Origin of the sequence: Vibrio chagasii (assembly GCF_002954585.1) — a bacterium.
GTDB lineage: Bacteria > Pseudomonadota > Gammaproteobacteria > Enterobacterales > Vibrionaceae > Vibrio > Vibrio chagasii_A.
The window spans coordinates 1,811,836-1,826,707 of the sequence record NZ_MSCI01000002.1 but is presented as its reverse complement, the minus strand read 5'-3'; the positions used below and the strand labels follow the sequence as shown (position 1 = coordinate 1,826,707).

The following is a 14,872-nucleotide window of genomic DNA, read 5'->3' as shown; positions in this document are numbered from 1 at the left end:
TGCAATCGTAACAAGCCCGCGTTATAAAGAAATAGGCGTCATATCAAACGTATTCGATATGACGAAGAACAGTAACAGGAACCACAATGAGTGAAATGACTCAAACTGCCGAAGAGCAGCCAATTGATGAGTTGGTGGGCTGGGTCAAGCAGCATGATTTTTCATTAAACTTGCCGCCAGAGCGCTTAGCATTTTTGATTGCTATCGCAGTATTAAGCAATGAAAGGTTCGATGAGGAGTTGGGCGAGGGTGAACTGCATGATGCATTTACGATCGTCACTCGACTGTTTGAAGATACTGGTGAAGCGTCAGCGTTTCGCGCTAATAACGCAATCAATGAGTTGGTTAAACAGAAGCTGATTAGCCGCTTTACCAGCGAAATTACTGATGGCGCAAGCATCTACCGCTTGTCACCGTTGGCTATTGGTATCTCAGATTATTATTTACGTCACCGTCAGTTCTCTAAATTAAAACTGTCTATCCAACTTTCCATGGTTGCCGACGAGATGGCAAAGGCCATTGAAGCTGCACAGAAAGGCGGAACGCCAGGACATTGGAGAAAGAATGTTTACGGCGTGCTCAAGTATTCTGTTGGTGAAATTTTCGATCAAATTGATCTTAACCAACGTGTTATGGATGAGCAGCAGCAGACCGTAAAACAGCAGATTGCCGACCTTCTTAATAAAGATTGGCGTGAGGCGATCAACAACTGTGAAGTCTTGCTATCAGAAACCTCAGCCACGCTAAAAGAGCTGCAAGACACCTTGCAAGCGGCAGGTGACGAACTACAAACGCAGATCCTCGATATCCAAGAAATAGTCTACGGTGACGACGAACTTGAGTTTGTTGGTGAAATCCTGTTTGGTCTGCAAATGAAGCTCGACCGAATCACAAGTTGGGGCCAACAAGCAATTGATCTGTGGATAGGCTATGACCGTCACGTTCATAAGTTTATCCGTACCGCGATTGATATGGATAAGAACCGAGCCTTCAGCCAACGCCTACGTCAATCTGTGACTGAATATTTTGATGCGCCTTGGCTACTGACATATGCCGACGCGGAAAAGCTAACCGACCTTCGTGATGAAGCACTAGTGCTTCGTGATGACGAAGTAACAGGACAAGCGCCACTCGACGTAGAGTACGAAGAATTTGAGCAAGTGAACGATCTGTTGTCTGAAAAAATCGCAGATATGTTGAAAGCTCACAAACAGCAAGGTGCGCCAATCGATCTTGGCCTTGTGTTACGCGATTACCTCGCTGAACACCCTCGCACACACCATTTTGATTTAGCCAGAATTGTTGTCGACCAAGCGGTGCGCTTAGGTTACTCAGAGTCTGACTATCAGGCTATTCAGCCAGATTGGCAGGCAATCAACGATTTCGGTGCAAAGGTACAAGCCAATGTCATTAACAAGTACTGATGATTACATGCCAGAGAAACTGGTAAAAGCGATAGCGAACCCATTGTTCCCTGCGCTAGACAGCATGCTGCGTTCAGGCAAGCATATTTCAACAGAAGACTTAGATAACCACGCGTTACTTTCTGATTTTGAAGTTGAGCTTCAGCATTTTTACCAACGCTACAACACAGAACTTGTGAAAGCACCGGAAGGTTTCTTCTATCTGCGTCCACGTTCTACGTCTCTGATCGGCCGCAGTGTGTTGTCTGAGCTAGACATGCTTGTAGGTAAGGTCTTGTGTTTCTTATACCTAAGCCCAGAACGTTTGGCTCACGAAGGTATCTTCACTAACCAAGAGTTGTTTGAAGAGCTAATGGCGTTAGCGGATGAGAAAAAACTCATGAAGTTAGCAACAAACCGTGCGTCTGGTTCTGACTTAGACAAAGAAAAACTGTTTGAAAAAGTACGTACTTCTTTGCGTCGTCTTCGTCGTATCGGCATGTTGATTGCGATTGGTGAAACGGGCAAATTCCGTATCAGCGAAGCGGTATTCCGTTTTGGTGCTGACGTACGTGTTGGCGATGACATGAAAGAAGCTCAACTACGTCTTATCCGTGATGGTGAAGCTGTGGTGCATACTCAAGAACCTAACCAAGGTAGCTTGTTGAATGAAGAGAAAGCTGAAGCTGCATCAGATGTAGATGAAAACGGTCAACAAGATATTTTTAACGATCAAGCTGACTTTGACCTTGAGTCAAATGACGGCGAACAAACAAAAGTAGAAGGTGAAGCATGATTGAAAGAGGTAAGTATCAATCATTAACCATGGTCAACTGGAACGGCTTCTTCGCGCGTACTTTTGATATTGATGGATTGGTTACAACGCTTTCTGGCGGTAACGGTGCAGGTAAGTCGACCACAATGGCGGCATTCATTACAGCACTTATCCCAGACCAAAGCCTTCTGCATTTCCGTAACACTACGGAAGCGGGTAGCTCACAGTCATCTCGTGATAAAGGCCTTTACGGTAAGCTTCAGCCAGGCGCATGTTATGCTGCGCTAGATGTGGTGAACTCTCGTAACCAACGCCTACTGTTTGCCGTAAAACTGCAGCAAGTTGCTGGTCGTGATAAGAAAGTAGACATCAAACCGTTCGTTATTCAAGGCCTTCCTAGCCATGTGAAACCAACTGACGTGCTTATCCAGAACGTTTCAGACAGCCACGCACGTGTATGTCAGCTAAATGATGTGAAAGCCGCAGTTGCACAATACGAAGGCGCACATTTTAAAGCGTTCTCTTCGATTGTGGATTACCACTCACAGATGTTCGAATACGGTGTGGTACCGAAGAAACTGCGTAATAGCGGTGACCGTTCTAAGTTCTATCGTCTGATTGAGGCATCACTTTACGGTGGTATCTCAAGTGCGATTACACGTTCTCTGCGTGATTACCTTCTGCCGCAAAATGGTGGTGTGAAGAAAGCATTCCAAGATATGGAATCGGCACTGCGTGAGAACCGCATGACGCTAGAAGCGATCAAGACAACTCAGTCGGATCGTGACTTGTTCAAGCACTTGATCACTGAATCGACCAACTACGTGGCAGCAGACTATATGCGCCATGCGAACGATCGTCGCAACAAGCTTGATCAAACCATGAAGTTCCGTGGTGAGCTGTTTGGTTCGCGTGAAACTTTACTTGAGCAAAACAACCTGTTGAATCGCGTTCAAGAAGAGCTTGAACTGCTGGTGGATCAAGAATCAGCGCTAGAGCAAGACTACCAAGCGGCATCGGATCATCTTCAATTGGTTCAAACTGCACTTCGTCAGCAAGAGAAAATTGCTCGCTATAGCGAAGATCTAGAAGAGCTGAATGAACGTCTAGAAGAGCAGATGATGGTAGTGGAAGAAGCTCAAGAGCGAGTGCTTCTGGCTGAAGAGCAGGCTACTATTACTGAAGAAGAAGTGGATAGTTTGAAAACTCAGCTTGCTGATTACCAACAAGCGTTGGATGTTCAGCAGACACGTGCACTTCAATACCAGCAAGCGGTTCAAGCACTAGAGAAAACCAAGCAGTTATTGGATGATGAATCGATTACTGCAGAAGGTGCGTTAACTCTAGTTTCTGAGCTGAAAGCACAAGAAGAATCAAGCACGCAGACTCTACTGGCAACGAAACACAAGCTAGACATGTCTTCTGCGGCTTCTGCACAGTTCGACAAAGCGCTGTCTTTGGTTAAGAGCATTGTTGGTGACGTTGAGCGTAAAGAAGCGTCTCATAGCGCTAAGCAAGCTCTAGAAAAAGGCCGCAACGCTAAACATGTTGTTGAAAACGAACAGCAATGGCGTGCTCAGCACCGCGATATGGCTCGTGACGTAGCGCAGCAACGTCAAGCGAAAGAGCTAGCAACTGAATACCAAAAGCAACACAACATTTCACTGACTGACGAAGCGGTTTTCGAAGAAGAACGTGAACGTCATGCCATGCAGATCGAAACGCTTGAGTATGCTCAAGAAGAGCTGCGTGAAGCGAAGAGTGAGCAACGTCGTGTTCAGCAAAACCACGATCAAGAGATTCAAAAACTTGAGTCAATTGCTCCTGCGTGGATCACAGCAAACGATGCACTTGAGTCGTTGAGAGATCAAACCGAAGCTGAGCTAGAAGATAGCCAAGCTGTGATGATGCAAATGCAGCAAGTGCTTGAAGATGAAAAATCTCAAGCGGTGGCTAAAGATCAACTGGCAACGCGCCGAGCTGAACTTGAGCAAGAGATCGAGCGTCTAGCATCACCGGGTGGTTCAAATGATCCTCGTTTGAAAGGTTTAGCTGACACCCTTGGTGGCGTGCTGCTTTCTGAGATCTACGACGACATCACGATTGGCGACGCACCATACTTCAGTGCGATGTATGGTCCGGCTCGTCACGCGATTGTGGTTTCGGATCTTGATGGCATCAAAGAGAAACTGATTGATCTTGATGATTGTCCTGAAGACCTTTACATCCTTGAAGGTGATGTAGATGCGTTTGATGACAGCTCATTCAATGCCGATGAGTTAGAAGGCGCGGTGTGTGTTCAATTGAACGAGCGCCAGATGCGTTACTCTCGTTTCCCTGAGATCCCACTGTTTGGTCGTGCAGCTCGTGAGCAGCGTTTAGAGAAACTGCGTGAAGAGCGCGATGTTGTTGTTGAGAATCACGCAAAAGCGGCGTTTGACTCTCAAAAACTGAACCGTCTATACCAAGCATTCAACAGCTTTGTCGCGAAACACCTGCACGTTGCGTTTAATGCAGATCCGGAGCAAGCCCTTGCAGTAGTTCGTGAGAAACGTAACCAAGTAGTACGTTCATTGGCTGAACTGGATTCGAAAGAGCAACAGCAACGTAGCCAGCTTCAACAAAGCAAACAAGCTATCGCTGCGCTTGATAAGTTAGCGCCTATGGTTCGTATTCTAGAAGACGAAACATTAGCTGAGCGTTTGGCTGAACTAGAAGTACAACTAGAACGCCTGAGCGAAGCTAAGTCTTACCTGAACACTCATGGCAAAGCACTTGCGTCACTAGAGCAAATCGTTTCTGCACTAGACGCTGACCCAGAGCAATTTGAATCTTTGGAAGATGAGTACCGTCAGGCGGACAACGCGTTACAAATGCTTAAAGGTAAAGTATTCGCACTGTCTGATCTGATTGAACGTCGTCACTATTTTGCTTACGCCGACTCGGTTGACCTGCTTAACAAGAGCAGTGAATTGAGTGAGCAACTGAAAGCGAAACTGGTTCAAGCAGAACAAGCTCGTGCGAAAGGCCGCGATGGCTTGAAGCAAGCTCGCGAACAGATGAACCAGTACAACCAAGTATTGGCAGCGCTGAAGAGCTCGCATCAAGCGAAGCAAGAGACTGTTCAAGAGTTCAAACAAGAGCTTCATGAGTTCGGTGTTAACGCTGATGAAGGTGCAGAAGAGCGCGCGGTTCGTCGTCGTGATGAACTTCAAGAGCGCTTGCATACGTCTCGTAGCCGTAAGAGCGAATACGAACGCACGATTACCTCAACTGAACTTGAGATGAAAGCACTGGCTAAGCGTCTTAAGAAAGTACAGAAAGAGTACACAGAGCTTCGTACCTTCGTGGTCGCAGCCAAAGCCGGTTGGTGTTCAGTACTGCGTTTAGCTCGTGAGAATGACGTTGAACGTCGCCTACACAAGCGTGAACTGGCTTACTTAACGGCTGGTGAACTTCGTTCAATGTCGGATAAATCACTGGGTGCACTGCGTCTGGCTGTGGCTGACAACGAAGACCTACGCGATTCACTGCGCCTATCTGAAGATAACGCACATCCAGAGCGTAAGGTTCTGTTCTACATTGCGGTATACCAACATCTTCGCGAGCGTATTCGCCAAGACATCATTCATACGGATGATCCGGTTGAAGCAATTGAAGAGATGGAAGTTGAGCTAGCTCGATTAACAGAAGAACTGACGCAACGTGAAAACCGCCTAGCGATCAGCTCTGAGTCGGTAGCAAGCATCATTAAGAAGACGATTCAGCGCGAGCAGAACCGTATTCGAATGCTAAACCAAGGTCTGTCCAATATTTACTTTGGTCAGGTTAAGGGTGTACGTCTGAACGTTAAGATTCGTGAAAGCCACGAAATCTTGCTATCAGGCCTAGCGACTCAACAAGAGCAGCACAAAGACTTGTTCGAAACGACTCGTTTCACCTTCTCAGAAGCGATGGCGAAGTTGTTCCAACGTGTGAACCCACACATCGACATGGGCCAACGTTCTCCGCAAGTTCTGGGTGAAGAGCTGCTTGATTACCGTAACTACCTAGAGCTAAGTGTTGAAGTTAACCGTGGTTCTGATGGTTGGCTACAAGCGGAATCGGGCGCACTGTCTACCGGTGAGGCGATTGGTACTGGTCAATCTATCCTACTGATGGTGGTTCAGAGCTGGGAAGAAGAGTCTCGTCGACTTCGTAGCAAAGACATTGTTCCATGTCGCTTGTTGTTCCTTGATGAAGCAGCACGTCTGGATGCGAAGTCTATCTCTACACTGTTTGAACTGTGTGACCGTCTAGGTATGCAGCTTCTGATTGCAGCGCCAGAGAACATCAGCCCAGAGAAGGGTACAACCTATAAACTGGTACGTAAGGTCTTTAAAGATCACGAACACGTACACGTTGTTGGTCTGCGCGGATTTGCTCAGAATAAACCAGCCTCACCAGTTCAAGAGCTTATCGAAGAAACTGAACAATAAGCAGAAGCTGTCTTACTTCTACTAATTCAAAGCCCCTCATCGTAGGGGCTTTTTTATGCCTCGAATATAGCCTTTCTGAATAACTGATAAGACCACTCATACCTTGTGGTTAATCTCAATAGAACTTGTTTGAAGTCACACGCACAAAACCACAATTAATGTATGGCAATGAGTGGCGGCACTCTTGTAATACCGTGCCGATAATTATTTTTTAGCGTGACTCGTACGCAAACTTGAAGGTAGGACTCAATATGATTCTTATCGTTATTGATGGGAAATTTCGAATCGTCGAACAAGGGCAGACCGTGCTTGAGGCGGCAAAAACATGTGGTCTAGAGATCCCATCTCTATGCGGTTTGAATAAGACAGGGGACAAAGTCCCGTGCGATCTGTGTGTGGTTGAAGTGGATGGTGTGGGAATGACTCGTTCCTGTGAACTTGAAGTGTCCAACGGTTTGAACATCACAACTCAATCTAAACAGCTAACCTCTCACAGACAGGGTGCGTTGAATCGAATCATGGCAGACCATTATGCTGACTGTGAAGCGCCATGCCAAACCGCTTGCCCGGAGGGAGTTGATATCCAGTCTTACCTACATCACATTGCACAGCGAGACGAAATGCCAGCTGAAGATTACGAAATCGAGAAGCGGAGCATGAAGGTGTTAAGTTCCACTTTTTGACCAACCCAGCTGAAAACATTTCCGATGAAAATGGCCATGTATCTGAAATTCGATTAGAACGCATGGCGCTTGGTCCTGCTGATGCGTCTGGTCGTCGTAGCCCTAAACCAACGGGGGAGTTCTTTGTTGAAGCGTTCGATACGGTTATTGCTGCTGTGTCGCAAAAGCCAGACCTAAGCTTCATGGATAACGAAGAAATTGATATCCCACTAACTCGCTGGAACACCGCAGATGCTGATCCGCAAACCATGCATACAGGTACGGGTAATATATTTAGTATCGGTGACTTCCGACGCGGGCCTGCTACTGCAGTTGAAGCAGTAGGAGACAGGCGAATTGCCGCACAAGCAATCGACCGATTCTTTAATGGTGATATGGATAATATCCCTGCCAAACCGTTTAACTCTAGAAAGCATAAGCAGCTTAAAGCGGTCGATCCTGAGCAATATAAATCGATACAACGCATAGCTCGAAAAATCATGCCGGAGCTGACTCCAGATCAGCGCGAACAGAATGTTCATGGCGTATTAAGTTTCATGAATCAGGCTGATGGTAAGCCAGCTTCAAGACCTGAGTATCGTCCAAATTTCGGGGCAAACCAGACCTTAATGGGTGACTCGAACTGTGTTCAATGCGGCTCTTGTATTCAAGCCTGTCCAACCGGTGCAATGGTTGATGCTCGTGATAGAAAGCAAGGTGACACCGACGTTCTTAAGAAGGTCGATACCATCTGCACCTACTGTGGTGTGGGCTGTAAGCTAACCATGCATATCGATGAAGCGAGGAATAAGATTCGTTATATCGAAGGTGGTGACTCTCCGGTTAACGAAGGCATGCTGTGTGTTAAGGGGCGCTTTGGTTTTGACTTCGTGAGTAGTGATGCTCGCCTCACAACCCCATTGATTCGTAAAGATGGTTGGTTGCAACCTGCGAGTTGGGAAGAAGCCATCACGCTCATTGCCGATAAGTTCACTTCGATTAAACAAGGCTTTGGCAGTAATGCTCTAGCGGGCTTTTCATCGGCGAAAACCACCAATGAAGATAACTATGCGTTCCAAAAATTCATTCGACGTGAGCTTGGTACGAACAACGTTGACCATTATGCTCGCCTTTGCCACGCCTCGACAGTGACTGGACTTGAGGCTTCGCTTGGCTGTGGGGCGATGACTAATGATATCCCAAGCATCAAACACTCGGATGTCATCTTCATCATTGGCTCTGATACGACATCCGCACACTCGATTATCGGATCGCACATAAAGCAGGCGGTAAGACATAACGGTGCGCGTTTGATTGTCGCAGACCCCAAAAGAATCGATATTGCTGATCACGCAGAGCTTTACCTAGCACATCGACCGGGTACAGACGTGATGCTAATTAACGGTGTGATGCAGCAAATCATCAAACACGGTTGGTATGACCAAGAATATATCGAAGATCGTGTGGACGGCTTTGATACCTTGTTGCAAGAGGTGATGTCGCCAAGTTACTCCCTAGACAAAGTAGAACTGGTGACAGGCGTTAAAGCAGAAGGTATTTTCGCGATGGCGCGCTTGATTGGTACCACAAAGCGTACGGCGGTGTATTACTCCATGGGCATTACGCAACACACGACTGGGCACGATAATGTACGCTCCATTGCTAACCTGCAGCTCCTGTGTGGCAACATTGGCATTGAAGGGGGCGGTATCAACCCGTTACGCGGTCAATCCAATGTTCAAGATGCGTGTGATATGGGGGCGTTGCCAAATAACCTACCTGGGTATCAGAAGGTCTATAGCCCAATGGTGCGTCAAAAGTTTGCGATGGAGTGGGGCATTACTGATTTACCAGCGGAGACCGGACTAACACTCACCGAAATTATTGACGGTGCATGTAACCGAGAAGTTCGAGCCTTGTACGTGATGGGTGAAAACCCTGTGCTAAGCGATCCAAATCAAGCGCACGTGATCGAAGGACTTGAGGCGTTGGATTTCCTTGTTGTGCAAGACATCTTCTTAACGGAAACGGCGCAATATGCGGATGTGGTTTTGCCATCTTGTTCATTTGCAGAAAAGTCAGGTCACTTCACGAATACTGAGCGACGCGTGCAGCGCATCAATCCAGCGGTATTACCTCCGGGTGAGGCGAAGGAAGATTGGGCTACCATTCAAATGCTGGCAAATGCTATGGGTGGAGGTTGGGACTACCAGTCGGTAGCCGATATCACTAACGAGATTGCTCGCGTAACACCACAGTACGCAGGTTTGCGTTGGGAGAACATTATGGTGAATGGTGTGCAGTGGCCAAGCAATAAGAACAACCCTGACGGCACACGTATCATGCACCAAACTCAGTTTACTCGTGGGCGTGGCCAAATGGAGGCCATTCCGTTTCGTTATGCTGCTGAGCTACCGGACGAAGAGTACCCTTTGGTGCTTACGACAGGGCGTATTTTAGAGCAGTTTCATACCGGAACCATGGCACGTAAAACCAAAGGGTTGGATAATCTAGCCGGACCGCGAGCTATGGTCAGTGTTCATGACGCAGAGGCGTTAGGGATTTCCAATGGTCAAATGCTCAAGGTATCAACACGTCGTGGTGAGATTGAGATTGCAGAGTTTGTAACGAAGCGAATGCAAAAAGGGGTAGTGTTTATTCCATTCCACTTTGTAGAGTCTCCAGTGAACCGCTTGACGACAACCGCGACCGATCCACATGCCAAGATCCCTGAATTTAAGGTGGCTGCCGTACGCATTGACCCAGTGTGTGAGCCTGAAGTTAAAACTGCAGAGGCAGAAGCCTAGCTGAATTACTTAAAATGAAATAGCAGACATTAAAAAGCCGCGTAACTCTGAGAGTTATGCGGCTTTTTTATTGAGCTTGGTAATTATTGAGTTAGCAAGCTAGCAACTGATAGAGTCTTCAATTCAGTTGTCGGCTTAGCTTGAAATAATTTCATTACTGTGAACACCAAATTGTTTTGCAGCGTAAGCAACACGCTCAGCAGGTTTTGGGTATTCCGCGGGTGTACCAAGGTTTTCAATATGTTGTAATCTAGGAAGTAGACCAGCTCCGTTCGCGATTTGGATAGCCAAACCTGGACGCGCATTAAGCTCAAGTACCATTGGGCCTTCTTCTTGGTCTAGAACCATATCCGTACCCATGTAACCCAAGCCAGTCATTTCCCAAGCGCTCGATGCAAGAGTCAGCAGCTTTTCCCAGTGAGGAACTTGCAGCAGTGCCAGTTCTTTACCAGTGTCTGGGTGATGCGTCACCGGTTGGTCAAACTGAACCGCTCGCACTGCTTTGCCTGTTGCAATGTCGATACCTACACCCACGGCACCTTGGTGAAGGTTAGCCTTGCCATCAGAAGCTGAGGTTGAAAGACGCATCATCGCCATGACAGGGTAGCCTTTGAATACGATGATACGCACATCTGGTACACCTTCATAACTGAAACCGTCAAAACACTCGTCAAACTTAATCAGGTTCTCAACGACCGCCACGTCATTTTTGCCACCTAGCGAGAATAGTCCTGCTAGTGCATTACTGATGTGACGCTCTACGTCTTGTTCGTTAATGGTAGAGCCAGAAGGCTTAGTGTAAACGCCGTCCTTGTGCGAGGTGATGACAAGGATGCCCTTACCACCACTCCCCTGAGCTGGCTTGATTACAAAACCCGGCCACTCTTTAACCATCTTGTGGATTGTCTTTACTTCAGCTTGGTGACTGATCACGCCAATAAGTTTAGGTACTGTCGCACCTGCTTGTTCCGCAATGATTTTAGTCTTTAGCTTGTCATCTACTAAAGGATACTTGGAGCGATCATTGTAGCGACCAATATAGCTATGGTTACGCTTGTTCATCCCCATGATGCCTTTGTCTTTCAACTTAAACGGCGAAGTAAACTGTTCAAACATAACTTAATCCTCCGCTAGCGGTTTAAAGCGACGCAGCTCAGTTAAGCGGTAACCAGTGTAAGTACCTAGTAGTAAAATACCGCCTAGGACAATCAGTTGTAGACCAATAAAGTTAAATGTTAGGTGTTGAATGAACGGGTTAGTCATTGCTAAGTAAACAAGTACAGCCGTTAATAGTGAACCACCACCTTGAAGAACAACTTCCTTCGCGCCTTCTTCTTCCCATAGGATAGACATACGTTCGATAGTCCAAGATAGGATGATCATTGGGAAGAACGTAATAGAAAGACCTTCAGTTAGACCCACTTTGAATGCCACTACGGTAAACACAGAAATAATCATGATTACCGTGATAATCACCGCGGATATCCTAGCCACCAGTAACAGGTTGAGCTTGGATAAGTAGCTACGAATAATAAGGCCTGTGCCGACAATTAGTAGAAAACCGACAATACCCGTAACCAGTTGCGTTTGAACAAAGGCTACTGCAATCAGAACTGGCATGAAAGTACCAGATGTTTTCAACCCGATGATGACACGTAAGAACACAACGATTAGAGCACCGATTGGAATTAGCATGATGGTTTTAAACATCGCTTGCTCTTCTAGCGGTAGGCTGTGAATCGATAGGTTCAATAATTGGTCTGCAGATACTTTGCTGTTGGTTGCTTCAGTAGGAGTAATCTCTTGAGCAATCATTGAGAAGTGAACTTTACTGTTTTGACCACCAACAACATCTAACAGAGATACGTTCGACTCGTCCCAAATAAGTAGGTTTGGTTGAACTTGCTGTTCGCTTGACTCAGGAGAGAACAGAATCCACTGATCGTTATCCCAAACTTGGATCATGTTCTGGATGGATTGACGACGGCGACCATCTTCTAGTTCGATAACACCAACCACTTTGTTGTGGATTTTTGCTGCCGAAAGTAGCTTGTGTGTCGCTTCTACTTTGGTCATGTTGTTCAGAAGCAGCGCTGAGTTTTGGCTGTCTGGATCGTTTAGCGTTTTGATGAGCTCACGAGTGAAGGTTAGGTTGTCCGCTGAACGCTTGGTTGCGCGGTCAATCAAAGCAATCGATGCTGCTTCTTCTGGTCCGTCGAAGCTTGGTTGAGCAACTTCACCTTCTGGTGGGTTCTCAGTAACTTTTGCTTGGCTATCGACTAAGAATTGAGTTTTGTAGTAGATGGTTTGTGGGCCATCAGCATAGCGGATAGACCATTCAGCACGGCGACCTGATTCGGTATTCAAGTAAGAGATACCGTAGCCTGGTGATGAAGCTGACTCGCTGATTAGAGTGTAGTTAGACTGAGTATGAGGAGCCGCTAATGAAACTTTCGCTTCTTTGCCTACAGCATTGAATTCGATGCGAGCCTCAATGTCCCACACCTGTCTGGTTTCCCCTGGAGTCCAAGGAACACCATAGGTCGTATGTCTGAACATACTCAGTGTTATACCTGCTGCAATGAGCAGGAAAATAGAGATATAAAATGGAATTCGTGACGTCATAGCTTACCCTACTATTGTTATTTGGCTTCCGTTTGTACGTACTGTTTACTTACATCTACTAGCGCTATGTCTTTGATAAATTCGCGCCCTAGTAATACAGGGTGACTCATTTGAGAGCGATCCGCCAATGTAAATTGCGCTTTTTCATGGATTTTTCCAACTTTAACCCATAATTCGATCACAGCTCGACGTTCTGCTTGGTCGGTCGTTGATTGACGGATTTTCACATAACGTACAACAGGCGCTTCAATCCATTTTTGATCTTCTGTTGCTTGTGATTTATCAGCTAGGTGGAATCGTACCCAATCTTTGCCATTGCGTTCGAATTCTTTGATATCAACAGCGTTCAAAGACGATGTTGTAGCACCCGTATCAACACGAGCATCGAAGCTTTGTTTGATAGAGTCGATTGAGACTTTCTCGATGCCGCCAAGGATCGTAGGCTGTGAAGTTGGAGCAACAGGAGCCGCTGCAACTGCGACTGGCTCTTCTTCTTCCAGTTCTTCAATCACTTTGTGTTCCATGCTGGTTAGGTGAACATCAAGCTGTTGGGAAAGGGTTGTGATTTCGTCTTCTAAGCTTTCAATGTAATCACTTTGATTGCTTAGTTGCAGTTCAAGATTTTGAACCTTATTTGCGATGTTTGTCTCTGAACGGGCAATAGCGTCGAGAGTTTCTTGGTGGTAGGCCGCACCGTTAGTCAGGGTACAGCCAGAGAGCAAACCAACCGCCACAATTGGCGATAATCGCTTAAACATAAAAAAACCTTTGGGAAATTAGAGAATAGTTCAGACTATTTAGAAGTTTAGCCCACAAAAAAGGATGCGTGAAGCATCCTATTGTAAGAGTCTGGTCATATTGAATCGCAATGTGAGCACTACGCTAATTATTGCTATTTGAAATAGCTCATTTATTAAACTTTGGTCAGTTTTAGAAAATAAATGAGCTCTAGAGCCAAATTTTATTATGACGCAATTTGGGCTTTTAAATATTAAGTTTATGGCTTGGTTGCGATAAGAATAGCGCGTCTTGGCGCAGGGTGACCTTCAACGGTTTTACTTGGGTCGTTTGGATCTAGGTAATCCGGCAGAGAGTTGTGTGTCATCCACTCAGTTGTGCGCTGCTCACCAATTGTTGTGACATTCTCATCCACGATGCGCACATCTTTAAAGCCAACTTGTTCAAGCCAGCGCTTCAGTGCACGAGCAGAAGGGAAAAAGTACACATTTCTCATCTGTGCGTAGCGATCAACAGGCACCAATACTGCGTTCTCATCGCCTTCAATCACTAGAGTCTCCAGTACTAATTCACCGCCAGACACTAATTGGTCCTTCAGTTGAATAAGGTGGTCCAGTGGAGAACGACGGTGGTAAAGCACACCCATGCTGAATACCGTGTCATAGGCTTCAAGTTTTGGTAGCTGTTCGATACCTAAAGGTAGAAGGTGAGCACGTTGGTCGTTGCCCATTAGCTTACGAATAGCTTCAAATTGAATCAAGAACAGGTGAGAAGGATCAATACCCACGGTCAAGCGTGCCCCTTCACCTAGCATGCGCCACATGTGGTAGCCGTTACCACAGCCAACATCTAACACCGAGCGATTCTTCAATGGAGAAATATGTGGAAGTACACGATCCCATTTCCAGTCACTGCGCCACTCTGTATCAATATGAATGCCGTGAACCGTATACGGGCCTTTACGCCATGGGTGGAACGTCTTCAGCAGGTTTTCTAGCTTCTTTAACTCACCGTCGTGAAATGGTGTGTCGTTAGTCAGAGTTACAGAATTCTTTAGGTCCACTTGATCTGGTGCACCTTGTGGGATCTTGTTTAACGCACGCAGCCAGCGGTCGAAGTCACCGTGCTCCGCATTTTGCCAATCCGTTAACTGTTGAGGAAGAATATTTAGCCAAGGTTGCAGGCGCGTATCTTGAGCAATGAGTTGGTAAAAATTGGCAAAATTAAACATAGTTTTTCACTGAGTTAATTAGGGTCGATAACCCTAAAGTAAAAATTAAATTCGTCATTCCCTACAGTGAGGGACGAACATGATAGGGAATCTCGGTTCTATCGTATCGGGTTTGAGATCCCCAACTCGCTCGTTCCTCGCTCTTGAGGATGA

General features: G+C 46.4%; 7 protein-coding genes and 1 pseudogene. 4 read left to right on the top strand and 4 right to left on the bottom strand.

What is annotated here, in order from left to right; genetic code table 11:
- Positions 1 to 86: 86 nt before the first annotated feature.
- The 4 genes and pseudogenes from mukF (at position 87) to fdhF (ending at position 10,125) form a co-directional block, all read left to right on the top strand.
- Positions 87 to 1,424, top strand: a complete 1,338-nt coding sequence (mukF, locus tag BTO10_RS16535) for a chromosome partition protein MukF (protein WP_004741105.1) — start codon at positions 87 to 89, stop codon at positions 1,422 to 1,424.
- Complete coding sequence (gene mukE, locus BTO10_RS16530) at positions 1,405 to 2,199, top strand: chromosome partition protein MukE (protein ID WP_105025265.1); 795 nt, start codon at positions 1,405 to 1,407, stop codon at positions 2,197 to 2,199. The genes mukF and mukE overlap by 20 nt, the downstream gene beginning before the upstream one ends.
- Positions 2,196 to 6,656, top strand: a complete 4,461-nt coding sequence (gene mukB / locus BTO10_RS16525) for a chromosome partition protein MukB (protein WP_105025264.1) — start codon at positions 2,196 to 2,198, stop codon at positions 6,654 to 6,656. Before mukE ends, mukB begins: the two co-directional genes overlap by 4 nt.
- A 251-nt stretch (positions 6,657 to 6,907) precedes the next feature.
- Positions 6,908 to 10,125 (top strand): annotated as a pseudogene (fdhF, locus tag BTO10_RS16520) (formate dehydrogenase subunit alpha).
- Positions 10,126 to 10,260: 135 nt separating this feature from the next.
- On the opposite strand, the gene BTO10_RS16515 reads toward fdhF, so the two are convergent.
- The 4 genes from BTO10_RS16515 to cmoB all read right to left on the bottom strand — a co-directional run bounded on the left by BTO10_RS16515 (position 10,261) and on the right by cmoB (position 14,719).
- Positions 10,261 to 11,241, bottom strand: coding sequence for an alpha-L-glutamate ligase-like protein (locus BTO10_RS16515; protein WP_004741102.1), 981 nt, complete (start codon positions 11,239 to 11,241; stop codon positions 10,261 to 10,263).
- A gap of 3 nt (positions 11,242 to 11,244) precedes the next feature.
- On the bottom strand, positions 11,245 to 12,750 hold the full coding sequence (locus BTO10_RS16510; protein ID WP_004741101.1) for an inactive transglutaminase family protein: 1,506 nt from the start codon (positions 12,748 to 12,750) through the stop codon (positions 11,245 to 11,247).
- A gap of 17 nt (positions 12,751 to 12,767) precedes the next feature.
- The gene (locus tag BTO10_RS16505) at positions 12,768 to 13,508 is read right to left on the bottom strand and encodes an ATP-dependent zinc protease family protein (protein ID WP_004741100.1); all 741 of its coding nucleotides are present in this window, start codon (positions 13,506 to 13,508) and stop codon (positions 12,768 to 12,770) included.
- 239 nt (positions 13,509 to 13,747) lie between these two features.
- On the bottom strand, positions 13,748 to 14,719 hold the full coding sequence (gene cmoB / locus BTO10_RS16500) for a tRNA 5-methoxyuridine(34)/uridine 5-oxyacetic acid(34) synthase CmoB (RefSeq protein ID WP_004741099.1): 972 nt from the start codon (positions 14,717 to 14,719) through the stop codon (positions 13,748 to 13,750).
- Between the last annotated feature and the right edge of the window lie 153 nt (positions 14,720 to 14,872).